General features: G+C 58.0%; 18 protein-coding genes, 3 pseudogenes and 1 other annotated feature. Of the genes and pseudogenes, 17 read left to right on the top strand and 4 right to left on the bottom strand.

The features are described 5' to 3' along the window. The first annotated feature begins 540 nt into the window (after nucleotides 1–540). On the top strand, nucleotides 541–1,917 hold the full coding sequence (locus HWX39_RS07135) for a hypothetical protein (RefSeq protein WP_175966524.1): 1,377 nt from the start codon (nucleotides 541–543) through the stop codon (nucleotides 1,915–1,917). Nucleotides 1,918–2,534: 617 nt separating this feature from the next. Beyond that, nucleotides 2,535–3,227 (top strand): annotated as a pseudogene (locus HWX39_RS07130) (IS66 family transposase); the annotation flags it as partial. An 82-nt stretch (nucleotides 3,228–3,309) separates the two neighbouring features. On the opposite strand, the pseudogene HWX39_RS36160 reads toward HWX39_RS07130, so the two are convergent. Further along, a pseudogene (locus HWX39_RS36160) lies at nucleotides 3,310–3,948 on the bottom strand (IS3 family transposase); the annotation flags it as partial. Then, nucleotides 3,532–3,648: a sequence feature (AL1L pseudoknot), on the bottom strand. (Overlaps the previous pseudogene by 117 nt.) Before the next feature lie 693 nt (nucleotides 3,949–4,641). Here HWX39_RS36160 and HWX39_RS36155 point away from each other — a divergent pair. From HWX39_RS36155 to HWX39_RS07085, 8 genes and pseudogenes are all read left to right on the top strand, one after another. Then, nucleotides 4,642–4,848: pseudogene (locus HWX39_RS36155) on the top strand (IS5/IS1182 family transposase); the annotation flags it as partial. A 157-nt stretch (nucleotides 4,849–5,005) separates the two neighbouring features. Continuing rightward, complete coding sequence (locus tag HWX39_RS07115) at nucleotides 5,006–5,779, top strand: SDR family oxidoreductase (RefSeq protein ID WP_175967629.1); 774 nt, start codon at nucleotides 5,006–5,008, stop codon at nucleotides 5,777–5,779. Between the two features lie 261 nt (nucleotides 5,780–6,040). Further along, nucleotides 6,041–6,190, top strand: a complete 150-nt coding sequence (locus HWX39_RS35925) for a hypothetical protein (protein WP_208458834.1) — start codon at nucleotides 6,041–6,043, stop codon at nucleotides 6,188–6,190. 236 nt (nucleotides 6,191–6,426) lie between these two features. Continuing rightward, nucleotides 6,427–7,803, top strand: coding sequence for an aldehyde dehydrogenase family protein (locus HWX39_RS07105; protein ID WP_175966518.1), 1,377 nt, complete (start codon nucleotides 6,427–6,429; stop codon nucleotides 7,801–7,803). Between the two features lie 23 nt (nucleotides 7,804–7,826). Continuing rightward, a complete protein-coding gene (locus tag HWX39_RS07100) occupies nucleotides 7,827–8,096 on the top strand; it encodes a hypothetical protein (RefSeq protein ID WP_175966516.1) in 270 nt (89 codons plus the stop codon). A gap of 50 nt (nucleotides 8,097–8,146) precedes the next feature. Further along, nucleotides 8,147–8,869, top strand: coding sequence for a DUF924 family protein (locus HWX39_RS07095; RefSeq protein WP_244134955.1), 723 nt, complete (start codon nucleotides 8,147–8,149; stop codon nucleotides 8,867–8,869). 137 nt (nucleotides 8,870–9,006) lie between these two features. After that, complete coding sequence (locus tag HWX39_RS07090; RefSeq protein ID WP_175966513.1) at nucleotides 9,007–9,825, top strand: SDR family oxidoreductase; 819 nt, start codon at nucleotides 9,007–9,009, stop codon at nucleotides 9,823–9,825. A 177-nt stretch (nucleotides 9,826–10,002) separates the two neighbouring features. Then, on the top strand, nucleotides 10,003–10,302 hold the full coding sequence (locus HWX39_RS07085; protein WP_175966511.1) for a helix-turn-helix domain-containing protein: 300 nt from the start codon (nucleotides 10,003–10,005) through the stop codon (nucleotides 10,300–10,302). On the opposite strand, the gene HWX39_RS07080 is transcribed toward HWX39_RS07085, so the two are convergent. The 3 genes from HWX39_RS07080 to HWX39_RS07075 all read right to left on the bottom strand — a co-directional run bounded on the left by HWX39_RS07080 (nucleotide 10,266) and on the right by HWX39_RS07075 (nucleotide 12,613). Then, nucleotides 10,266–11,018 carry an IS110 family transposase gene (locus HWX39_RS07080; protein WP_244134942.1) on the bottom strand — a complete coding sequence of 251 codons (753 nt, stop codon included), beginning with the start codon at nucleotides 11,016–11,018 and terminating at the stop codon, nucleotides 10,266–10,268. The two genes, HWX39_RS07085 and HWX39_RS07080, sit on opposite strands and share 37 nt — an antisense overlap. Before the next feature lie 22 nt (nucleotides 11,019–11,040). Then, a complete protein-coding gene (locus tag HWX39_RS36150; protein WP_244134941.1) occupies nucleotides 11,041–11,262 on the bottom strand; it encodes a hypothetical protein in 222 nt (73 codons plus the stop codon). Nucleotides 11,263–11,452: 190 nt separating this feature from the next. Beyond that, entirely contained in the window at nucleotides 11,453–12,613 is a 1,161-nt protein-coding gene (locus tag HWX39_RS07075; protein WP_175966509.1) for an ROK family transcriptional regulator, read from the bottom strand. A gap of 1,155 nt (nucleotides 12,614–13,768) precedes the next feature. Here HWX39_RS07075 and HWX39_RS07070 point away from each other — a divergent pair. The 7 genes from HWX39_RS07070 (at nucleotide 13,769) to HWX39_RS07035 (ending at nucleotide 24,260) form a co-directional block, all read left to right on the top strand. Next, entirely contained in the window at nucleotides 13,769–14,902 is a 1,134-nt protein-coding gene (locus HWX39_RS07070) for a Gfo/Idh/MocA family oxidoreductase (protein WP_208458833.1), read from the top strand. A gap of 102 nt (nucleotides 14,903–15,004) precedes the next feature. Beyond that, nucleotides 15,005–16,078, top strand: a complete 1,074-nt coding sequence (locus HWX39_RS07065; protein WP_175967623.1) for a sugar phosphate isomerase/epimerase — start codon at nucleotides 15,005–15,007, stop codon at nucleotides 16,076–16,078. After that, entirely contained in the window at nucleotides 16,075–17,283 is a 1,209-nt protein-coding gene (locus HWX39_RS07060; protein WP_175966506.1) for an MFS transporter, read from the top strand. Before HWX39_RS07065 ends, HWX39_RS07060 begins: the two co-directional genes overlap by 4 nt. 664 nt (nucleotides 17,284–17,947) lie before the next feature. Next, the gene (locus HWX39_RS07050; protein WP_175966502.1) at nucleotides 17,948–18,310 is read left to right on the top strand and encodes a transposase; all 363 of its coding nucleotides are present in this window, start codon (nucleotides 17,948–17,950) and stop codon (nucleotides 18,308–18,310) included. Further along, complete coding sequence (locus tag HWX39_RS07045) at nucleotides 18,310–20,172, top strand: Ig-like domain-containing protein (protein WP_175966500.1); 1,863 nt, start codon at nucleotides 18,310–18,312, stop codon at nucleotides 20,170–20,172. Before HWX39_RS07050 ends, HWX39_RS07045 begins: the two co-directional genes overlap by 1 nt. Before the next feature lie 834 nt (nucleotides 20,173–21,006). After that, nucleotides 21,007–21,324, top strand: a complete 318-nt coding sequence (locus tag HWX39_RS07040) for an H-NS histone family protein (protein ID WP_244134940.1) — start codon at nucleotides 21,007–21,009, stop codon at nucleotides 21,322–21,324. Nucleotides 21,325–21,743: 419 nt separating this feature from the next. Further along, complete coding sequence (locus HWX39_RS07035; RefSeq protein WP_175966497.1) at nucleotides 21,744–24,260, top strand: YadA-like family protein; 2,517 nt, start codon at nucleotides 21,744–21,746, stop codon at nucleotides 24,258–24,260. Nucleotides 24,261–24,335: the final 75 nt, after the last annotated feature.

Genomic DNA, 24,335 nt, shown 5'->3' with positions numbered 1-24,335 from the left:
GGGGTCTCTAAGCTCCGGACATCACACGGCGTATTTTGTAAGGGGAGCTTCCATGCCGAAACACCGGCTGATATTAGTAGTGCTTACTTTAGCCAGCGCGACCGCGAACGCGCAGTACGATGGCGCTTACTACACGTGGCGCCATGGCGGTCGGATAACATGCGGGCCAACTGCACCCAATTCGTCCTGGCAACGCGTTGACGGGCCATACTTTGACGGTGACTGCACGCAGAAGTTGCCGGTGCGACCGGCTGCACCGGCACCAGCCAGCGCAGCTTCGGGAGGGACGGACGAATGAAAAACGCCGTACTTGTCTGCGCGTTGTGTGCCGCCGCATTGCTCCTCGACGGCTGTGGTGGTGACGATAACGTTGCCTCCAACACTGCCGTCGGACCTTCCTCGTCGACCAATCCGACTTCCGTTGGGCCAATCGTCCCCAATCTGCCCACGAACGCCCCGCTCGATCCTCCAGCCTCGCTCATTCCACCATCCAACGCGACTCCGCCTCCCGCACCGTCGCACCTGCCATACGCAGGCTGTATGAATACGAGCACTACGCTCTCGTATGAGGAGCAGCGGCTCGTCAATGTACTGCCGGGAAACACTACTCCGTTCGCTGATCAGATTCTCACCGCCTCGAACTTTGATCACTTTGGTCCTGACTTCTCAAAGCAGCTCTGCGAAGATGGCGCGATTCGCTCCTTTACCGATGCAGTGCGCATTGTGAAAATCGCTGGCGAGGGTTTATGGAATGCTGCTGTGGATCGCGTGCAGGGTCGTTCTGTCAGCGGCACACTACCGCGTAGCGACGACCGCATGCTGTACTGGGCGCGCCTCAAGATGACGCAGATACTGCGCCAGTGGGTTCCGCAGATAACGCTCACGACATTCGAGCGCGCACAGCTCCAGTGGGTACTTGAACGCGCATCGCGTGGACAATACGCTATTCAGTTTGCGCCCGGGAAGGGCGTAAAGCGAATTATCATCAGCGGCTTCGATCCGTTTACACTCGGTACACCCGGTGCAAATCATCCGTCGACCAACATCCGGATTGGCAATCCGTCGGGAGCCATTGCGCTTGCACTCGCCAATCGCAGCATCAAGCTCGCGAACGGCTCGACGGCATTAATCCAGACCTATCTGCTACCGGTGAACTACGATCCGTTCCGCAAAGGAATGCAGGAGCATACGCTCGCACCATTCTTTATCGGTGATGCACGGGTCGATGCGTCGATTACGATGAGTCAGGGTGGTTATGGTGCGTTCTGGATTGAGAATTGGCACGGCCGCTATCACGCGGCCGCATTCGCAGACAACCTCGGCACGACGATTGGCGATCCGTTTCGCGCTCCATTGCTACCTGGAATGCAAGACGCGGACATCTATCCACCCGACGACGTACTTGGCTACGATCCGCAGCCTTGGCAGCGCGATCAGCCGGAGCAATACACGACCACCACGCTACCTGTCGCGACCATAATTGCGGCGAACTCCGGCGCGGCCATTACGGAGCCGGGTAGCTCGCAGCCCGGCGGTTACAAAGTTATCTGGCATACGAACCACGATGACTTCAAGGATTGCAATAAGGCGATCACGACATCGTTCAATTCGGATACCGAATCACAGCCATATCCACCACCGACCGCCCCAATACCGGCAACCGCAACGTCGTGCGCATTTAATGGTGGAGGAGGTAATTATCTATCAAATGAGAGCGGATATCGCAACACACAGTTGCGTGACAAGCTGAATCCGCAGCACACGATCTTCGCGGGGCATCTGCATGTGCCGGTCATGACCAACTTTTCCGACGGAGACGACGGAACGCTCAGCGACAGCCTGTTCGAATCGTACCGAGACACGATTGTGCAGCAGGCAACCAATATCGTGACGGCGCTCGTGGGAGCGATCTATTAGCCGCCGACCCAGGTGTCCCACGTTCTCACTCGATGTCGGCGTTGTTGCATAAATCGTGCACGCCCGCGGTCGACTGACGTTTGCAGACAAAGGCCGGTCTGAAATCGCTTTTAGCGATTGAGGTTCCTGCATAGATTCTCGATTTTGGGCCTCGATAAGATGCGCAGGGACAAGGGCAAGACGAGCGACCCGAAGGCGCGCTACTGCGTCAAGAACTGGCCAGCCTCAACCATTGACGTCAACATGCTACGTGAACATAGACCAGTTAACAACGGAACAGGACACTGATATCTATGGACCGTGTCAAGTGCCCAAGAGTACGCGGTTCTCCGAAGTTTGACGGGTCAAGGGCGGGCTGAGCCCGGCGTAGCGGACCCTTGACGCGACTTCGGTTTTCCATGCTATGCATTGGTCGTGAGTGCAGAGCTTGCGCGCTCACGACCATGCGAGACCGTCTCTCTGGCGGTCATCAACAACAGGATGCTTGGGCCAGGACCGGGCGGCTATCCGACGGTTGATCATTCTGATATGCGCGGGTTGGTTACCGCATGACAAACGAAACGTCGGGGAGCTGCCTCAATCTAGTTTCGAGGGTTGTGCTGTTTCCAATTGCCTCCAAAGGGGTCCACCCTCAAACCCGACTCGCCACATTCCACGGCATCCTGCAGGCCGATGCTTACGCTGGGTTCGATCAGTTGTACGCGAACGGCGAGATCCAGGAGGCGGCATGCTGGGATCACGCGAGGCGGTACATATACAATGTTCACGCGCGCACGCCGACACCGGATACCCAGCAACTGCTCGAGATGATCGGCGAGCTTTACAGCATCGAAGCCGACATCCGCGGCAAGGCGCCTGACGAGCGTTTGCGCGTGAGGCAGGAAAAGACCAAGCCGTTGCTCGCGAAGTTCGACGCGACGATCAGGGCGAAACTCGCGACGCTGTCGACGAAGTCCGCGCTCGCCAAAGCGATCAACTACTCGCTGAACCACTGGGCGGCGCTCGAGTTCTACTGCGAGGACGGTCGTGCCGAGATCAGCAACGTGCTTGCCGAAAACGCCCTGTGCTGTGTCGCGCTCGGACACAAAAACTATCTGTTCGTCGGCTCCGACAGCGGGGGCGAGCGGGCTGCTGCGATATATAGCTTGATCGGGACGTGCAAGCTCAACGGAATCAACCCGCGTGCCTACCTGGAATACGTCCTGACCCATATCGCTGACCACAAGATCTCCCGCATAGACGAATTGCTGCCCTGGAACGTGGCAGACAAACTGAAGCCGGCCACCCCGCCTACACCCTCAACCGGGTGATCGCCAGCGGACTCCACCACGCCATCACCGTCATGCCTCACGCGCGCGCGAATGGGGGACTGGCCCACCCGAGTCGCTTACGAACGCCTTCCAAGCCGAGCTTGCGTATCAATCGCTCGACCGTACAGCGGGCCACCTCGAATCCTTCGCGCTTGAGCTGCTTCCACACCTTGTCGGCGCCGTAGACTTTGAAGTTCGCGTCGTAGACGCGCTGGATCTCGGGACTTAGCTCGGCGTCACGCTGAGCGCGCTCAGACAGTTTGATTGGATCGGTCCGCTGATCTGCACGCCGGAAGTACGTCGACGGCGCGATCGGCAGCACCCTGCAGATCGACTCGACGCCGTGCGACACGCGTTGCTATTCGATAAACGACACCATCATTTCGGTCGGCGGTCGAGCTCCGCCTGCGCGAAATATGCGGACGCCTTGCGCAGGATCTCATTGACCTGCCGAAGCTCGCGGACCTCGCGCTCCAACTCCTTGATCCGTTCGCGCTCTTGCGTGGTCGGCCCTGGCCGTGTCCCGCGATCCCGCTCGCCAGTTACGCAGCGATTCCGCCGAACAGCCGAGCTTCGCAGCGATCGAGCGAATCGCGGTCCACTGGCTCTCGTACTCGTGTTGGTGGTCAAACACCATGCGCACGCCACGCTCACGCATCTCCGGAGCATACTTCGGCTGCGCCTTCTTTTTTACATTACTTTCAGGTTTTAAGCTTCCCATAACCTCATTCTCTCAAAGATTGAGGTCTCCGAAAAACCCGGGCCGCTTCACCGGCGTGGCGCGCTTGTACCTGCTATGTTTCGCCTACGACCGTTTTCGTCAGGTCAACGATCACCTGATCGAGGCCTTCATTCGTCTCGTCAACGACTACGAGCAGACGTGTGGCCAATCATCCGCCCAGGCGCTGCGCGTCGACTGGCGCACCGACATCGGAAGGCTGGTTCCGATTTCCCATGCGACGTCGAGTGGATAGCGCTCTTTCAAGTGCGTAAGCTTGCCGTGACACTATTTGTAGGTGTGGCGTATCAGATCCCTGTACGCTTTGATGAAGATTGATGAATGAACCTGTCCATGATTTGAATGCTACGGGAGGTCACATCCGCCACGATTAACGCGACGTGGTCAGGAAAGCGAGCCTCTCTTCGACGTGCCTACTGCTCGGCGTGAATGTGTGCGCTGGGGGCTTTTGACGGTGCGGATGCACTTCGGTTCGACAGTGTTGTCTATGGATGTAACGAGCTCGAGTGGTTCAACATGCCGGCGTAGAAAGATACATAGATCTAGCCGTAAATCTCTTGACGCAGGCAAGGAGAGCCAGGTTGGGACGCCGTGTCTTCCGCTTGCACTTTGCAAGGGTCTGTTTACATCTGATGAAATGTGTTTTCATCTTGTCTTTTGCACCAGCGAGCCAAGGTGACCCGAAGATTGCTGAGCGACGAAGTATGGACACGAATCGAAACGGTTTAGCCGGGAAAGTAGGGCGATCTAGGACGAACGGCGTCGGACAATCGTTGGTTTTCTGGATTGGCCGCACGGGCTGCCCGTGGCGGGATCTGCAGAGGGACGGTGTACACGCTCTCTCTGTGGCGTCGCAAAGGCATGTGGGAGCGTGTGGTGCATCTTCAACCGATTCGACGTCGGTAACGAGATAGTAGACGAATTGTTCCGAATGCCTGGATGATTGATCCAGGTTTCTGGCATAAATCTTCGCATTTTTTGATGTGAATTGTCGAGTTTCACGAACAGATCGATATATCACTTAAATAGGATAACGAAATTGAAAAATCATGTCATCAAAGGCAAGACCGTCTTGATCGCCGGCGGTGCGAAGAATCTCGGCGGGCTGATTGCACGGGATCTGGCGGAACAAGGCGCGAAGGCTGTGGCGGTCCACTACAATAGCGCGGGTTCAAAGGCTGACGCGGATCAGACGGTCGCGGCGATCAAGGCTGCGGGAGCCGAAGCGGTTGCATTTCAGGCGGACCTGACGAGCGCGGGCGCGGTCGAGAAACTGTTCGCAGACGTGATCGTGGCGGTAGGGCGTCCGGATATCGCGATCAATACGGTGGGCAAGGTGCTGAAGAAGTCGTTCACGGAGATCAGCGAGGCTGAGTACGACGAGATGACAGCGGTGAACTCGAAGTCGGCGTTCTTCTTCCTGCGTGAGGCAGGCAAGCATGTGAACGACGACGGCAAGATTGTGACCTTGGTGACGTCGCTGCTGGGTGCGTTCACGCCGTTCTATGCGGCCTACGCGGGCACTAAGGCGCCGGTCGAGCACTTCACGCGGGCGGCGGCGAAGGAGTTCGGCGCACGCGGGATTTCGGTGACGGCAGTGGGGCCGGGCCCGATGGACACGCCATTCTTCTATCCGGCGGAAGGCGCGGATGCGGTCGCGTACCACAAGACGGCGGCGGCGCTGTCGCCGTTCTCCAAGACGGGGCTGACTGACATCGCGGACGTGGTGCCGTTCATCCGTCACCTGGTCAGCGACGGCTGGTGGATCACGGGCCAGACGATCCTGATCAACGGCGGCTACACGACGAAGTAACGCGGGCATGTCTCGTGCTCGTGCTGGGAGGGCGGGTCCGTATTTGACCGCTGAAAGTGGTTAAGAGCGTCCTTTCTCGGTATCCGTAACCTACATTCAAGGATGCCTAGCTTTCACTCGGACCGCACTAACAGCGCGCGGAGAATTTTGAGCGATCGACGGTTGCCGGGGTTGCTCTCCCTGCACGTCTTTCGCAGCTTGCTATTGGCGTGAGGCGACCGTAAGCCTTGGACCAGTCATCCATCATCGAGGATCGGCAACATGGATATCGGCACACTCGCTCATCCGACCATCAAACTGGCAATCAACGCATTGCAGAAGGGCGACCGGGTGGCCTGGGCCGCTCTGTTCGTGGCTGGCGCGTCGCTGTACAACGACGGCGAGCCACGCACTCTGCAGACGTTCAACTAGGAGGCGATCGGCGCGGAGCGCTTCACGCGGATCGACCGCGTCGACAACGGGGGGCGCGATGTCTATGGGCAATTCCATTCGGATCGCTCGGGCGATTTTGCTACCTGCTTCAAGTTCGAACTCGACGGCGACGGCAAGATCTCGCGGCTGGACATCGGTCAGGCCTGAGCTTCTCGCTTCTCGAAGCCGTGTTCCGGGGCAGCCGGGCGAGTGTTTCCCATCAAGATGGTGATCCCATGTCGAATCCGTTCCAGTTCATCTTCGATGCGCAACAGGCGCGCTTTCTCTCGAATGTTACGAAAAGCCGCACATGGCGCATCGACCAGCTCGCACGCATGGAGCGCATGCCGGTCGACAATCAGGAGGTGCTGTGCGCAGCGTTGCATCAGGATTTCGGCAAGCCGCCGTTCGACCAGCTATTCGAAATTTCGGTGCCGACCGGGGTGATCCGGTACTACCGTGAACACTTGGACGAGCTGATGGCGCCGCAGCTGGTTGCTATTCGAAAGGCGTTGGAGGCTGCGGGCAACAGCGGTGTGATCTACAAGGAGCCGTATGGGGTGACGCTCGTCATTGGGCCGTTCAACGCACCGATCCTGCTGCTGCTCGATCCGGCCATCGCCACGCTCGCCACGGGCAACACGGTCGTACTCAAGGCTTCCAATACAGCGCCCGCCACCGCGGCGCTGCTGGCCACTCTGGTGCCGGGATACTTCGCGCCGGAGGACGTCGCCGTCGTCACGGGCGGCCGCCAGGAAATCGGCACGCTGCTCGAACTGCCGTTCGACTTCATTTTTTTCACCGGCAGCTCGGCCGTAGGCAAGATCGTGATGCGGGCGGCCGCTGAGTATCTGACGCCGGTACTGCTGGAACTGGGTGGGCAGAACCCCTGCATCGTCGACGAGACCGCGAATCTCGACGTCGCGGCTGATCGGATTGCGTGGGGACATAACGCGATCTCCGGACAATGGTGCATCGCGCCGGGCTACGTGTATGTTCATGGGAAGGTGGCGGATGCATTTCTCGCGAAGCTTAAGGTGTCGATCACCAGGATGTACGGCGAGGACCCGCAGCGCAGCCCCGACTTCGCGCGGATGATCAGCGAGCATGACGCCGAGCGCGTGGCGTCCTATATTGTCGCGGACAAGGTCGTGCACGGCGGCCGCTACGATATCGCGGTGCGCTATGTCGAGCCGACCGTCCTGTACCCGTCGACTTGGGACGACACGGCGATGCCGCCGGAAGTGTTCGGTCCAGTACTGCCGGTGCTACCGTACCGTGACCTGCGCGGGATCGTCGACGTGATGAAGCGCAAGCAGAAACCGCTCGCGTGCTACGTATTCAGCAATCACCCGGGCAATCTCGATCTGGTGTTGAACGGGCTGTCGTTCGGCGGCGGCTGCGTGAACCAGACCAACCTGCATTGTTGGATCGACAGCGTGCCGTTTGGTGGTGTTGGCAACAGCGGAATGGGGAAGTACTACGGCAAGGAGGGTTTCGACGCACTGAGCAATACCAAATCAATGCTGATCGGCAATCCCGACGCTTTGCTCGATGTGTTTCCCCCTTATGCCGACAAGGACATCGACAAGTTGCTCGGCGTATTCGCCTGATCGATACCAACGGGAGACAACCCATGCATACGCTCTGGACGATCGTCGCTGGCCTGTTGCTGCTGGCGGTATTCCTGCTGTTTGGGTACCTTTGGGGCACGTCCGCGCCGACGTTGGCGTTGGCCGCCAAGGTATTCGTGCCGGTCTGGTTCGGCGTGTCGCTCGCCAATCTGTGGGTGGGTGTGTATAGAGCGGGATACAGCGTGCGCGAAGAACTGCCGGTCCTGCTCGTCGTGTTCGGTATGCCGGCTGCCATTGCGCTCGTCGCGGCCGCGCTGGTTCCGCGCGCGTGAGTCGTTGTCGATTGCGCACGCGGTCGCCATCAGCGCACTCGTTGGAACAAGTGATCTCGTTCTGGAACGACGCGGAACCGAAACGATGGTTCGCGAAGCATCCCGAATTCTATCGCCGCTTTCGCGATCGCTTCCGCGACATGCATTTCGCGGCCGCGCGGCGCGAGCTGAACGGCGGGCTGGACACGCCGTCCGGGACGCTGGCACTGCTGTTGCTGATCGACCAGTTTCCCCGAAGCGCGTTTCGGGGCGGTCATATGTATGCGACCGATTTCCTCGCGCGTCATTTTGCGCGTCACGCTTGCGAGCGAGGGTGGGTGGCGCGAGTCGATCGTCCGCTGCGCCTGTATTTCTGTCTGCCATTCGCGCGTCCGGAAGATCCCGGCGACGAGGCACTTTCGGTCGAGCTGAACGCGAGGCCGGGGCAGCATTTGCTGTCGCACGCAACCGGCTATCGTGACATCGTCGCGCGCTTCGTTCGATTTCCGCATTGGAGCCACATTTTCGGGCGAGAGGCGACGCCGGAGGAGGGCGCCGTGCTCGCGGGTGGCGGACTCTTCGGATTAGGTGGGCGGGGCGGGCCGATACATGCGTGTCGAACCCTCGCGCGAGCATGGAGCGAGCATCGCCACCCGGCCGGCGATGCGCGTTGCGGAGATACATGCCGAGGGCGGCTGGCGTTAGCGGGTGCGATGCGCCGTGGCTTGCATACCGCGGCAAATGCGACCGGGGTCGTCTGCAATGGGCAATCTATCGCTTCGAGCCCGACATGAAACGATGCTTGAGCCCAACGCGCAGAATTTCCGCTGCTTGGTTGGGTGCCGAACCGCCCCTATCCAGTTTCATCGCCGTTGGGCGAGGTATGAGGACGCCCGTAATGGGCTTCTCTTTTTAAAATAGGAGTATCGACATGGTTGCCATTTCCCATCAGAAAGTCGCCAAGACCTTTCCTTCGGCGACGAGTACCGGTGCGCGTCGCTTCACCGGCAAGACCGCCATCATCGCCGGCGCGTCGGCCAACGTCGGTCGCGCGCTTGCGGAGCTGTTGGCGGAGGAGGGCGCCGACATCGTGGTCCATTACAACTCGGCGAACAAGCTGGCCCAGGCCGAGGAAACCGCGGTCGCCGTGCGCAAGCGTGGACGCGAGGCGCTGGTTCTGCAGGCCGATCTGACGAAGCCAGCGCAGGCGACGGTCTTGTTCGACGCCGCCATCGCCAAGTTCGGAAAGGTCGACATTCTCATCAATACAGTCGGCAAGATTATTCGCAAGCCGCTCGCCGAGTTCGAAGAAGCGGATTTCGACGATCTGTTCGATGTCAATGCCAAGGCGGCGTTCTTCCTGCTCAAGGAAGCCTCGAAAAAGCTCGCTGACGACGGGCGCATTCTCAGCTTCGTCACCACGATGGTGGCGGCTTTTGCGCCCACCTATGCCGGTTACGCGGGCAGCAAGGCCCCCCTCGAGCACTTCAGCAAGGCGCTCGCGAAGGAACTGGGTTCCCGCGGCGTCACAGTCAACTGCGTCGCACCGGGGCCGCTCGACACGTCCTTCTTCTATCCCGCCGAATCCGATGAAAACATTGCGTGGCTCAAGTCGATGTCGATCGACGGAGGCATCGGCAACATCGGGGACATCACCGGCCTCGTGCTCTACCTCGTTTCGCCGGAGGCGCGCTGGATGACGGGGACCACCAGCTACATCAACGGCGGCATCGTCTCACCGATCAACTGACCGGGCTGTCTCCGGCTTTGTTCAGGAGGGACCTTGCGGGGCGGCCTAGAGTCGGGTAGAAAGCGGCCCGTGATCTATCCGACAGGTGAACTTTCATGCCTTAGAAGCGCTAAGTGTTGCTGGTAAACGAGATTGAAGTTTGTTAACTTCGGCGAACCGCATACACAGGAGTCTTTCATGAAGTGCGTCGTGGTACTGACTGAAGTCGAGGAGCAGACCTTGCAGCAGCTGTCGATCAATCACCCGTACCAGGACATGCGCACGCGGGCGGCCGCTCTGCTGATGCTGGCAGGCGGCAAGCTGCGTCCGCTGGCCGTTGGCGCGAAACTTGGTGTGAGCGGTCAGTCGGTCTACAACTGGGCCCTCACGTGGCGTGAACAGGGTGTGATCGGCTTGCTGGTTGAATCGCCCCGGGTTTACGGGAGACCGTTTTGTTTGAGTCAAGCCGCCTTGGCGACGTTCTCAAACTGCCGATAGTAAGCTTGCTCGGCTTCGGCCGGCGGGATGTCGCCGATCGGGCCGAACAGCCTACGATTGTTGAACCGATGACGGTAGGTCCACGCTGCTTCAACCAGCACGCGTCGCACATGGCTGTTGCCAGTCTTGGTGATGGCGCCACGGCGTTCGCGTTTGCCGCTGGAGTGTTCGCTTGGCACCAGACCCAGATAGGCCATCAGTTCGGGCGCGCCAGCGAAGCGTGCGAGATCGCCGAGTTCCGCGACCACCGTCACAGCCGCAAGCAAACAGATGCCGCGCAACGCCATCAACGCCTCGATCACTGGCCAAACCGGGCTGGCGTGCGCGGCTGTCTCGACTTCGCGGTCCAGACTGGCCACACGGCTGCCACAGGCCTGCACCGTGTCGATATATTCCTGCAACACAATTTGTTGCTCCGGCCGGGTGAACTTGATGCCTTCCAGCCAGCGCCAGTGCGCTTGCGTCCACCTCGAGCGGCCCGCGTAGCGATGGCCATGGCGCGACAGAAATGACAGCAGCCGTTGCTTGGCCTGGCGTTGCAGATGCTTCATGTCCTCCCGCGCACGGGTCAGATCGCGCAGCGCCTCTTGTGCCTTATCCGGAATCCACACGGGGCTTAACTCGCCCGCGCGATGCAGGCGTGCCAGGCTTAGGGCATCGCGCCGGTCGGTCTTCACACGTTCGCCCGGCTTCTTCGGAATCAGCGACGGCGCCACGACCTGACAGTCCTGCTTGAGCTCAAGCAGCTGTCGGCAAAATTGTGTAGCCGCAGGGGCCGGCTTCGTAGCAGAACGACAACCTTCCCGTGCCGCGCTTGATCTGTGCCACCAGTTTCGCGATGGCCTCGGGCGTGTTCACGATCTCGCCCATATACCGCAGCTCTCCGGCCGTGTCGGCAACCGCCACGGCGATCGTTTCCTGATGTACATCCAGGCCCACGTACTTGCTAAACTTGTTCATGACCTGCCCCCTCAATGCGGCTCTGAGCCGCGGAGTAACCGACCTCAAGCTTAATCCGCGTACCTTGAGGTGCGGCAGGTCCATACATGATGTCTAGATCTGTGCCGACTAATCGTCGTCGATGATCGCCTTGCCCATCTCCTCGATTTCAGATGTTCCAATGCTCGAGGCTAACAGTCCGCCTCAGAAGTCAATCGTCGCGCAAAATCACCGCGATTCCACGACCAGACAGTACATGTTCGGTGGCAAGTACGATGCCGCCGATTGTCCCCACATACCGATCCGGCGAGGTACTTTCGATCAATAGACTGCGTGTGGCCAGGGGTAAGGCACGTTGGTACACGACAGCCCGTACGCCCGCGAGCAAGTCGTTGCTGATCCGGGTCAAGCGGCCACCCAGGACGATCGTTGCTGGATTTAGTATGTGCACGAGCATTGCCATCACCTCACCAATTTTCGTCGCTGCGTCGCGGATCAAACGGATTGCGACTGGATCCCGGACTTTGATGAGCCAGGCGAGATCTTCAATCGTCGGTGTGGCGTTAGCGATCTGACCGAGTTGACGCAGCAGCGCAGTGGCTGACGCTACAGCCTCGATGCAGCCGATGTTGCCGCATCTACACACAGTGTCGTCATGCCCGGCCACGCGTATGTGCCCGATATCTCCTGCGGCGCCGTCAATACCTCGATGTAGTTGTCCGTCTGCGGTTACGATGCCGCAACCGATCCCCGTGGATATCTTTGCAAAAATTAATGGTGACTGCGTCGCCGGCCGCATGCGAGCTTCACCGAGCGCCATGAGATTGGCATCATTGTCGACAAGAACTGGAATGGGGGCGCGTAATCGATGTTGCAGATATGTTGATACGGGAAATTCGTCCCAGTCGGGCATGATTGGCGGTCTGACGCAAACACCGCGACCAAAATCGACTGGGCTTGGAAGGCCAACAACAACTGCGCGTATAGGCAGTTTCGCGAGATTTCGGCCAGCCACCATCCTCATGAAGTCGTCGGCGAGTTGATCAAGGACAACATTTGGCCCAGCCGCAAGATCAACATCGAAGTGATGCTCGGCCAGCGAATGTTGTCCTAGGTCCGCGACAACCAGTCGGCCGTGACTTGCGCCAATGTCTGCGACAAGGATTAGCCCCGCTCGCGGATTAATCGATAGTCGGGTACAGGGGCGACCACGGCCGCTTGGGCCGGCCGCATGCTCAATAACAAGCCCGGCATCAATGAGTGGTTGGATCAATTGCGAGACGGTTGAACGGGCGAACCCGGTATCGCGGGACAGGTCCGCACGACTGATGCCCGGAAGCGAGGCGATTGCCAACGCAAGCTTGCTATGCACTTCGAATTCGTCGAGCCTGAACGGTCGATCGGATGAAGTAAGCCGAGGCGACCGAGACTGATTAGTGCGTTCGTTCATTATGGCAAGGGCTTTGATGCGTAAATCGAGCGAGAGGACGAGGCAAGGCCAATGTTCGGGACTTTAGGCGAAGCGAAAGGATTGAAGGCATGCAAGTTATGCCATGTGCTCAACCCATCTGCGCGGATGGCAACCTCGGCTACCTGCTAATCGATGCCCTCGGCAGTCAACCGCGAGCATCTTGGAGCGGTAAATCGCGTCCTCCGTGAGCCGGCGCCTAGTGCGGCGGATTCGCGGGCATAACGCTGCGCGCTACGATCGTTGCGTGGCACAATTTAGAGCCGCAAGCACTGTCGTCACCGATAGCATCGAGCAGGTTGTGATCCATGACTTCGCCGAATAGTTTGGCCAGGATGTCGCGCCGGTGAAACCCTGCTGCGTTTTCAGTGCAGCCCGCGCCGACCGGTGTCCGCATCGAGACCATGATGGAATATGCGCGACGCTTCGAATCGCCACGTTGGCGCACCTTCTATTTTCCTTCGTCATAGAACTTCCCACCAGTGTTGACGACCACCGAGTGGATGGCTTGCCGTTGGCCACAATCGACAGTTCGTCGTGTAGCTCCGCGTGGGCAATCGTCCATAGAACACAGTTATGTTGCCCAGCAACGAATGGATTGACGCGTCGCTGTACAGGCGCGGACGACCGGCTCCCAGCATGTCCGCTAGAGCAGCTACATCGATCCATATCGTGACGTTCCTTAGCTGATCAGATTGTCGTTGTAGGGCACCTACCCTTGACATGGTAACGCGTCCTTGCGCCTTCTCGTCTCACCGGTGTCTCTTCGTATCTCATCGAGGCAAAAAATCAAGAATCGGCACAAAATTCGGACCAGAAAGCAAGGGCGCCAGCATCGACGAGTCCGTCAACGTCAGCCCACTTCTGGCGCAATTGATTTATGCAAGTACACCGATGCCGGCATCAATCAGCTACCCCACACGACGGACCGCGCAGTCGGTGCACCTGGACGATAGTCTATCTATTTATGATGGACATCGAATTAAATAATACAAAATTCAAACCAATCACACTAGATTGTATTGTTTGGTTCTAGCACACTGGCTGACACAGAATCACATGATGGGAAAACGTAATCTTACGGCGGCGATCATCGGGGCGGGAATAATGGGGCAGGTACATCTGCGAGCTGCACGTCTCGCTGGCTCCCGTATCGCAGGGATTGTCGCTTCCACGCCTGAGCGTACCGCGGTCGCGGCTCAGCGACTTAATGTCCACGCCTACTCCTGTGCAGATGCTGCGATCGAAGACCCGTCGGTTGACGTCATTCATATCTGCACTCCCAATGTGACGCATCACGGATTTGTAACGGCCGCGCTCACATCTGGCAAGCATGTGATTTGCGAAAAACCGCTTACAGCCCAGGCGGGGCAGGCCGCTGAACTCGCCGCGGCCGCAGATCGTGCGGATCGCGTGGCCACCGTGCCGTTCATCTATCGTTATCATCCGATGGTTCGCGAGGCACGTGCGCGGATTCAGCACGATGGAATTGGCGTATTGCAAATGATTCACGGTAGCTATCTGCAGGATTGGTTGCTCGAGCAGCATGACACGAATTGGCGCGTCGATCCAAAGGTGGGCGGAGCCTCGCGTGCCTTCGCGGACATTGGATCGCATTGGTGCGATCTCGTGGAGTGGGTCACTGGCGAGCGGTTCGCATCGGTAATCGCTTGCCTGCGAACGACGGTTTCGTCCCGTCCGACGCAGGGCGTGCGGACATTCGCGACTGGCGTCACGCACGATGGCTCGAATTATCGTTCAGTAGTCACGGAGGATGTCGCCGGCCTGCTGTTCAATACGACCCGCGGAGTACTGGCTACGCTCTCTGTAAGTCAAGTGTCGGCAGGCCGCAAGAATCGATTGTGGTTCGAAATCGACGGTTCTAAATCCAGTATCGTGTTCGATCAGGAAGACGCCGAGCGATTGTGGGTCGGCACCCGGGACGCCGCAACACTGCTCGTGCGCGATCCGACGCGCGGCAGCGAAGAGCAGCGAAGACTCGCGTTGTTGCCAGCCGGACACACTCAAGGCTATGCGCATTGCTTCGAGGCGTTTGTTGAAGACACCTACGCGACGATTCTGGGCGAGCGACGCGACGGATTACCGACGTTCGAAGACGGGGCACGCTCGGCACGGATCGTCGCCGCCGTATTGAAGTCATCGCGGAAAAACCAATGGCAAAGGATCGGCTAGGTAGTAGCCTTAAAGTTTGCGCCGGAGGAATCGGTGCCTGCGTCCGCCGTCCGTGAACAAAACCGGCGCTTCGTATATTTGGCCCACGGCTTGATAAGGGGAATATTCATGATAAAGGGACCCGGTCTGTTCTTGGCGCAGTTCTTAGGGGAAACGCCGCCGTTCGATGACCTAGATTCGCTCGCAGAGTGGGCTGCCGGACTCGGTTATACGGGTGTTCAAATTCCGACAACCACGCCACGTGTGTTTGATCTTGCGCAGGCTGCACAGAGTCAGGCGTATTGCGACCGTGTTGTGGCACAACTAGCCGACCACGGCCTAGAGATCACGGAGCTTTCAACTCATCTTCAAGGTCAACTTATTGCCGTGCACCCGGCATACGACATTTTGTTTGACGAATTTGCACCGGCACATGTGCGCGCCGCGCCGAAAGCTCGTCAAGAGTGGGCCGTCGCACAATTGAAGTTGGCCGCTCAGGCCAGTCGCCGCCTCGGGTTGCGGACACACGCTACATTTTCTGGCTCACTGGCATGGCCTTACCTTTATCCGTGGCCTCAGCGTCCAGCTGGTCTGATCGATGCAGCCTTTATCGAACTGGCACGTCGATGGCGCCCAATCCTGGATGTCTACGATGCGCATGATGTTGACGTATGCTTTGAACTGCATCCAGGTGAAGATCTCTATGACGGAGCAACATTCGAGCGATTTCTCGAAGTGATTGATCACCATCCCCGCGCAAAGATTCTGTACGACCCGAGTCACATGCTGTTACAGCAACTCGATTACCTAGGTTTTATCGATCGTTACCATGCGCGAATTGGTTGTTTTCACGTGAAGGATGCGGAATTCCGCCCGACCGCGCGAAGCGGTGTTTATGGCGGCTACGAAGGATGGCGCGAGCGAGCAGGGCGCTTTCGATCGCCTGGAGATGGACAGATTGACTTTTGCTCGATCTTCTCCAAACTCGCGCAATACGGGTACGACGGTTGGGCTGTTGTTGAGTGGGAGTGCTGCCTCAAGCATCCTGAAGATGGCGCGCGTGAAGGTGCACCATTCGTTCGGGATCACTTGATCCGTGTCACGGAGCGGGAATTTGACGACTTTGCCGGTGCGCCAATTGCACCATCCACACTTCGGGGGATGCTCGGTATTTACAACGATTCGGAGGAGCAATGAATGGGGCGATGTTGCGCGTTAGCGCGATGATGTTCCTCGAATTTTTCATATGGGGCGCGTGGTTTGTCACCCTTGGTACCTATCTCGGTCACGGGCCTTTGGCCGCGAACGGTTCGCAAATCGCTACAGCTTACCTCAGTCAGTCGATCGGAGCGATTCTCGCACCCTTTGTTGTCGGATTGATTGCTGATCGATATTGGTCCGCACAGCACATTTTAGCTGTCATGCAATTTGGTGGTGCCGTGCTGATGTGGATCGCCTCTACGATGACCAGCTTTCGGGCGTTTCTCGTACTCATCATGCTCTATATGGTGCTGTTCATGCCGACGCTTGCGCTCGTCAATGCGGTTGCCATGCGCCATATGCGCGATCCTCGCAAACAGTTTCCGCCCATCCGGGTGATTGGCAGTTTCGGCTGGATTGTCGCCGGACTTGTGATTGCGTTGTTGAATTGGGAGCAGCAGAATCGACTCGATTTGACGTTCAAGATGGCATCTATCGCTGGGTTTATCTTTTCGATGTATGCATTCTCATTACCTGACACGCCACCGTTGAAACGGCATATAGCTGTATCGCTCAATGAAATTTTCGGACTGGACGCACTTAAGCTTTTAAAAAACCGTTCGTATCTGATATTCTTCACTGCGTCAATTGCAATCTGCATACCGTTGTCATTTTATTACAATTTCACCAATTCTTTTTTGAATGAAATCGGCATACAGGGCGCTACGGGTTTGCAGTCTCTGGGGCAGATGTCAGAGGTTCTATTGATGCTCGCCATGCCTCTTCTCTTCGCTACACTCGGTGTCAAGATGATGCTGACAGTAAGTATGGCCGCCTGGGTAATGCGTTATGTACTGTTCGCCTACGGATATACCGACACGGCGCACTGGTCACTGATAATTGGCATTGTGCTGCACGGTATTTGCTACGACTTCTTTTTCGTAGCTGGACAGATCTATACTGACAGCCATGCCGGGCCCCGTTTCCGAAGTGCGGCGCAGGGTTTGATCACGCTAGCGACATACGGCGTCGGCATGTTGGTTGGTACGTATCTTTCTGGTGTGGTAGTGGATCACTTCACGCATGGCACGGTGCGGGACTGGCGAGGAATATGGACAGTACCTGCGCTAATCTCTTTCATTGTTCTAGTCGTGTTTTTTGCAATGTTCCGCGAGCAGAAATCAAATTACCAGGGAGTTTGAATGATTTTCTGTCAAATGGGAAAAATCAAATTATAATTATTTATTGTAAATATCATGACTTTTAATTTTAAGATGAGTCTCAATATTTAAATGGATGGAACGAAATGACAAGATGATTTTTCACTGAGGCTTGTCTAGGGCGGCGGTAAGCAGTCGTTGGTCGTTACCGGAAAGAGTGGGTATACGAAGAACATTGCGGCGCAAACACGACTTTCTCACACGAACGCTTTCGATATTTGCAGGCGGTACGAGTGCGACGGCGAGAGCAGCTTGCAAGGCAAGCCGCGTGGCCGACAGGTTGACGAGCAGCAGAAAATCAAGATTCGTGCACTTCTATGCGATCAGATGCAGTGCCGTTTGCGATATGGACGCGGCCCACGGTGTGGGAATTGATTTGGCAGCGCTCGGGACGAACTCTGTCGCTGTCCGGTGTCGGTATGTACTTGGCTCAATGTGACTTTACGCTGCAGAAGCCGTTTAACCAGGCGTACGAACATAGGCGGTGAACCATGAAGAAGTGGTCGAGCGAGACGTATCCGGTGATTACTCGTCGCAAGCAAGCCGAAAGCCCGGAAATTCAGCGGTGGAGACGAGATGGATTTGCGTTCGGACGATGTGCGCCCCTTCTACGCGCCGATGGGCAAGGACGCCTGAGCGACGCGTGATGAACAAGCGCAAAGAACTGTTAACCGTGACGAACCAGGGCCGAGTGCGCTGGAACGTTCTCGAGGGCTCGATGAGCGCCGACATCCTCATCGACTTCTTGAGGCGGTTGATGAAAGGCATTCAGAGTAAAAAGGTGTTTCTGATTCTCGACAATTTTAAGATTCGTCACGCCAAACTGGTCAAGGCATGGTTGGTCGAACGCATCGACAAGATCAGAGCGTTCTATCAGCCTTCGTGCAGCCTAGAGCTGAATCGCGGCAAGATGCCTCGCGTCGATCTGAAGACCGGTATCGCGCATCACAATCCGGCGCGAACCAATAAGTTCTTTATCTGCATTTTTTTTGCATTGAGTGCAACATAATGATTGATATTCTGAGTAAATTAAAATCTGCCATAGGCATTGGCATCCTGGTGTTGCTAGCTGCTTGCGGGCGGGGGATCGACGGATCTCCGTCCCCGGTGCCAGTGACGGGCGTCACACTAAACATGACGTCGTTCGGTCTGCTGGTGGGTGCCACCCAAAAAATGACGGCATCGGTCAAACCTGCTAACGCGACACGGCCTGCCGTTACGTGGAGTAGCAGCAACGAGGCTGTTGCGACGGTCAATGCATCTGGAACCGTTACTGCGGTTGCACTCGGCACAGCATCCATTTCCGCTAGAACGATTGACGGTGGTTTTGTCGCTAGTGCTGTTGTCACGGTTTCCGGTCGTACTGTTCCGGTGTCGGGCATCAGTGTGACGCCGGCAAGCCTGAATCTTGTGCCTGGCGCATCGGAACCTCTGGTCGTGAATGTGCAACCCGCTGATGCGACGAACGCATCGGTCACGTGGCATAGTGACAACCCCGCGGTGGCCACAGTCAATTCCGCGGGCATTGTCACGGCGGTGGCGCCGGGTACAACACGTGTGGCGGCACAGACGGCTGACGGAGACTACACCGCAGACGTAGCGGTGGTCGTCTCATCCATCGCGCCTGCGACTTTCCGTATTGGAGGCACGCTGAATGGGCTAAGTGGCGGAACACTAGCGCTACTGAACAACGGTAATGCAGATACCCTTAATCTGATGCAGAACGGAGTGTTCACGTTTGCCAACAAGGTGTCTAGCTACAATGTGACGGTCGGTACGCAGCCTGTCGGTTTTCAGTGGTGTGCTGTAACCAATGGCTCCGGAACCGCCACGACCGACGTGACTCAGGTGGCTGTCGAGTGCGGGACGGCAGCCGCCCGCACGACGACCCTGGCGGGTACGGCGGGCACCAGTGGTTCGGCGGACGGCACTGGTGCTGCTGCATCGTTCTCGTATCCCACCGGCATTACCGTAGACAGTGCAGGCAGCCTGTATGTAGCCGACACTATGAACTCCACGATTCGCAAGATTACGCCGGGTGGGGTGGTGACGACGCTGGCAGGCACTGCGGGTGTAAAAGGTTCGGCGGACGGAACCGGTGCTGCTGCATCGTTCTATCGTCCCGGTAGCATTACTGTAGACAAAGCAGGCAACCTGTATGTAACCGACACGGGAAACGTCACGATTCGCAAGATCACGCCAGGTGGGGTGGTAACGACGCTGGCGGGCACTGCAGGTGTATACGGTTCGGCGGACGGCACCGGTGCTGCTGCATCGTTCACAAATCTCAGCGGCATTACCGTAGACAGTGCAGGCAACCTGTATGTAACCGACAATGAAATGGTTCGCAAGATCACGCCGGGCGGGGGGGTGACGACGCTGGCGGGTACTGCAGGTGTGTACGGTTCGGCGGACGGCACCGGTGCTGCTGCATCGTTCTCGAGTCCCAACGGTATTACCGTAGACAGCGCAGGCAACCTCTATGTAGTCGACTTCGGTGGCCCCACGATTCGCAAGATCACGCCGGACGGGGTAGTGACGACGTTGGCAGGCACTGCGGGTGTAAACGGTTCGGCGGACGGCGTCGGTGCGGCCGCATCGTTCAACGGTCCTGGTGGCATTGCTATTGACAGCGCAGGCAACTTGTATGTAAACGATAGTAATAATTTTACAATCCGCAAGATTACCCCGGGTGGGGTGGTGACGACGCTGGCGGGCACTGCGGGTATACGTGGTTCGGCGGACGGCATCGGTGCGGCCGCATCGTTTTCTCTCGCTTGGGGCATCACTGTAGACAGCGCAGGCAACCTGTATGTAGCCGACACTAGGAACAACTCCATAATTCGGAAGATCATGCCGGTTGCGCCTTAGTACGGTTGGCTCGTGGAGCGACACCGTGAATCTTCGGACACTCGACGCCTCTTAAAATACGAGGTAGTTCAGTGACTAACTTTCAGCTTATCCACATCGAGATTTTGATGGAGCCGGAGCACCGCTGGCGTCGCTCCCCGCAGGAGAAGGTGGCCCGGCAGATTGACCGCGGTAAAGGCGGTGAGCCCTAGGTCCGTGAAGAACAGCGCAAACGGGACCGTCTCGCACGGGTGTGGTCGACATTTACAAGCGGTGCGAATGCAACGGCGAAAGCGGCCTGCAAGACAAGCCGCGTGGCCGACTGGTTGGCAAGCGGTGCGTTCTGAGCGCGCAGTGGGAAATCGAGGTTCTCGTACTGCGGCGCGATGAGATTCGGACCAGACGAAGATGCTGTTCGCGCCATTGGGTGCTGCAACTGATTCGGCAGCGGACGTGAGCACGCTCATATTGTCAGTTGCCTCGCCGCGTTTCGCAGGACCGACTACTCGTTGCGATTGCGTGGAGCAGACGGTGGAAGACGTTGATCTGCTCGGCGCAAGCTCGCATGTGCTGGGGTGAGCCCGGCTGACAGGCCGCGCCTGACACGCGATCCGACGAACTTTGATGACTTACTGCAGACTTTTGGCAAAGCTGGCGTCGAGGAACTGCTGGTGACAACGATACGTGATGCATGCCTCTTCAACATCGACAACAATCCTATTTGTTTTATCGATTTGAAGGCGTTGGACGTAACCCGCCGAAATAGATGAATTTGCTAATATTTATTTGACGGTAGTGTTTTCCATTTAAAAAATATATTGCGCGCACGATCTTCGTTTATTAACGTCATCTGAAATGAAAAAAATCGCCATGACGGAGTTATCTGAATATCTAAAGCGAAAAGCCTCGTTAGAGGCCAAGATTACCGAGGATAGGCTGAACTCAAGAGGGAGAGTGTTAGCAGAGATTCTGTTGGCTATTGGAGAGTTTCATTTTGCGATGGAGGAATTGTTTCCGTGCGGAGAAAGGCGAAAAGCGAGGCCGCGTTACTTTGATCCAATTAGTGGCGCAATATGGAGTGGCCGCGGCCGTGAACCTTATTGGATTCGCGGAAAGGACCGTCGGCAATTTGAATTAAATGATAATTCAATGCCTGAAAGTGACGGGAAATAGTTGGCGCCACATTTTACCCCTTTGCCTACCAGAGCGAATCGAATTTAGATGGGATAGCACGCGACCAGTGAGAAGAAAGTCGCAGATTTCATGTCGCTGCGTACTAATGCGCCGACGGATGCCTTGCAGAGCGCTGACGCAGTCGTGTCCGGCACTAACGGACTGTTTCGTTTCGACAGTACGATGGATATAAGATTGTTGTAACGGCTTATACAAACCTCGTCGGCACCAAATCGTACAACGCGGCGCTTTCACTGGCGCGGGCGCGCAACGCGCGGCCTGTTAACCGCGACACAGTCCGACGAAGCGAAGGTTCGGTCCGTCGACCAGGGGCCTCATACATTCGTGCTTCGACGGGTTACAAATACTTTGCAATCCAAATTAAATAGACAATTATTGGATTTTATAGAGATAGTGAAATGAGTAAGATATACAGCGTTGTTTGGAGTCGGTCGCGTCGGCAACCGGTTGCCACGGCGGAATTAACACGGGGAAGGGGCAAGGGTAGTGCGAGGTCGGTTGTATCGTGCGCAGCGGCCGTCGTGATAACAGGGGCGGTGCCTGTTCACGCCCAGTCCACGTATTACGGGGTCAACGACGGCGGTACGACACAGTCTAATGCGGACGGCAGCGGCGCTAAGGGCGCGAATTCGGTGGCGATCGGACCGGGCGCGTTGGCGAGCCTAGACGCCGGGGTGGCGATTGGCGCAGGTGCCCAAGCCACCGACCTGCAGACGATTGCTATTGGTAACGAAGCGGTCGCCAGCGGGTGGAAAGGCGTAGCCTTTGGTGTAAGCGCAAGTGCTGGAACTCTCAGCATTGCAGTTGGCCCCAATAGCGTTGCTTCGAACGTCGCGTCAACAGCGATGGGCTATAGCAGTGTGGCGCTTGGCTATGCGGACACCTTCGTTGGTGCGCACGCGGGGGGGCAGAGAACGTCGTCAGGTGGCTGGAATACGGGGATCGGCTGGGATGCCGGACTTGCTTCGTCCGGCATCTACAATACTTTCCTTGGCACGTGGGCTGGTTCTCGTGCGAGTGGTGCGGGAAATATCATGGTGGGTAAGAACGCCGGTAGCGGGATGACCGGCGATGACAACATTGTCCTCGGCAGCAACGCGGGCACCGCGTCTACCGGGAACAGTAACGTGGTAATAGGTAGTGGTGCTGGCTCGGCTACCAGCGCTAGCAAGACTGTGGCCGCCGGTACGAATGCCATCGCGGGTGCCGACGCCGCGCTTGCTCTGGGCTCGGGTGCCTACGCTGCAGGCGGTAGTAGTGTTGCGATTGGCACGGGAGCGCAGGTAACAGGTATGAATAGCATCAGCATCGGCACCGGAAACGTGGTGAGCGGTGCGAACTCGGGCGCGTTCGGCGATCCAAATATGGTTAGCGGTACGGGTTCATATGCGGTTGGCAACAACAATTCAATCGCCGCCAACAATGCGTTCGTTTTGGGCAACGGCGTGACGATTGGTGCCGGTCTCGACGGCGCAGTGGCGATCGGCAACGGCGTGGTGGCGAACGCGAGCAACACGGTCACGATCGGGACGGGTGCGACGGCCGCAACGAGCGGCAGTGTTGCGCTGGGTGCCGGCTCAGTCGCAGCAGGCGCGAATCCAATCAGCGGCGCTACTATCACCACTGCATCCGGAGGACAACTCACACTGTCCGGCTTCGCTGGCGCGAATCCAACAAGCGTAGTGTCGGTCGGCGCGCCGGGCGCCGAGCGGCAGATTACTAACGTCGCGGCTGGTCGCGTGACGGCGACCTCCACTGACGCGGTGAACGGCAGCCAACTTTACGCGGTGGCCAGCACGGTCGGCACGGCGGTCAACGGCGGTGGTATCAAGTACTTCCACGCAAATTCTACCGCGACTGATTCCAATGCGGCAGGGACCGACAGCATCGCGGTTGGCCCGGCCGCGACCGCCAACGGAGACTCGGCTATCTCGCAGGGCTCGGGCGCTGTGGCAGGCGTCAGCGGCGATCCCGTGATGTCGGGCGATGTCGCGCTCGGCGGCAACTCGAAGGCAATGGGCGGCAAGTCGCTGGCACTTGGCAACGGCGCGAGCGTCGCGACGCTTGGCGGCGTGGCGCTGGGGGCTGGTTCGGTGGCTGATCGTATAGCCGGCAGCTACGTCGATCCGATTAGCGGCGCCGGTTTCACGACAACGCTCGGCGCGGTGTCGGTGGGTGCGTCTGGCACGCTGCGGCAGATAACGAATGTAGCACCGGGTACACAACTGACAGATGCAGTCAACCTCAGTCAGCTCGAAAGTGCGATCAGCGCGCTGAACCATACGATTAATAATTTGCCACCTACGCCGATCGTACCGCCGAGCCCGAGCCAGCAGACCTGGATCACTGGTAGCCCCGCGACCTACATACCGCCTTCCGCCCGCGGCCAGAACGCAACCGCTGCAGGTAGCGGCGCAGTCGCGTCGGGCAGCGGCAGCACCGCGCTCGGTGATCATGCGACGGCCAGCGGAGCGAATTCCGTTGCCCTCGGCGCGAATTCGGTGGCCAGCGCGCCGAATACCGTGTCGGTTGGGGCGGCCGGCAACGAGCGTACGATCAGCAACGTTGCGCCGGGGCTGAACGGCACCGATGCGGTCAACGTGAACCAGTTGAACACGGGCGTTTCGAACGTCGTCACGCAGGCAAACCAATACACGAACCAGCAGATCGACGGCCTGAAGCGCGAGATGAACAGCGGCGTCGCGGCCGCAATGGCGGTCGCCGGCCTGCCGCAGCCGACCGGGCCCGGCAAGAGTGTAGTAGCGGTTGCTGGATCGACCTGGCAGGGGCAGCAAGGGGTCGCCCTCGGGGTGTCGGCGGTATCGGAGAACGGCAAGTGGATCTACAAAGGCTCGCTGACGACTAGCAGCCGCGGTGGCACGGGTGCTGTCGTCGGTGCGGGCTATCAATGGTAAATGCGCAGCGCGGCGGATGCGCAGAGGCGTCCGCCGCGGCGCACCGGAGAGCGGATGGACATAATGTCAAACGCG

Origin of the sequence: Burkholderia sp. BCC0322, assembly GCF_902833045.1 — a bacterium.
GTDB lineage: Bacteria > Pseudomonadota > Gammaproteobacteria > Burkholderiales > Burkholderiaceae > Burkholderia.
Note: the sequence above shows the minus strand (reverse complement) of the source record. Positions and strands in the feature narration are given on the sequence as shown.

Coding starts and splice junctions, on each gene's coding strand:
- HWX39_RS07135 (WP_175966524.1), top strand. CDS start 541: ATGAATACGAGCACTACGCTCTCGTATGAGGAGCAGCGGCTCGTCAAT.
- HWX39_RS35925 (WP_208458834.1), top strand. CDS start 6,041: ATGGATATCGGCACACTCGCTCATCCGACCATCAAACTGGCAATCAAC.
- HWX39_RS07105 (WP_175966518.1), top strand. CDS start 6,427: ATGTCGAATCCGTTCCAGTTCATCTTCGATGCGCAACAGGCGCGCTTT.
- HWX39_RS07100 (WP_175966516.1), top strand. CDS start 7,827: ATGCATACGCTCTGGACGATCGTCGCTGGCCTGTTGCTGCTGGCGGTA.
- HWX39_RS07090 (WP_175966513.1), top strand. CDS start 9,007: ATGGTTGCCATTTCCCATCAGAAAGTCGCCAAGACCTTTCCTTCGGCG.
- HWX39_RS07085 (WP_175966511.1), top strand. CDS start 10,003: ATGAAGTGCGTCGTGGTACTGACTGAAGTCGAGGAGCAGACCTTGCAG.
- HWX39_RS36150 (WP_244134941.1), bottom strand. CDS start 11,262: ATGAACAAGTTTAGCAAGTACGTGGGCCTGGATGTACATCAGGAAACG.
- HWX39_RS07070 (WP_208458833.1), top strand. CDS start 13,769: ATGATGGGAAAACGTAATCTTACGGCGGCGATCATCGGGGCGGGAATA.
- HWX39_RS07060 (WP_175966506.1), top strand. CDS start 16,075: ATGAATGGGGCGATGTTGCGCGTTAGCGCGATGATGTTCCTCGAATTT.
- HWX39_RS07050 (WP_175966502.1), top strand. CDS start 17,948: ATGAACAAGCGCAAAGAACTGTTAACCGTGACGAACCAGGGCCGAGTG.
- HWX39_RS07045 (WP_175966500.1), top strand. CDS start 18,310: ATGATTGATATTCTGAGTAAATTAAAATCTGCCATAGGCATTGGCATC.
- HWX39_RS07040 (WP_244134940.1), top strand. CDS start 21,007: ATGAAAAAAATCGCCATGACGGAGTTATCTGAATATCTAAAGCGAAAA.
- HWX39_RS07035 (WP_175966497.1), top strand. CDS start 21,744: ATGAGTAAGATATACAGCGTTGTTTGGAGTCGGTCGCGTCGGCAACCG.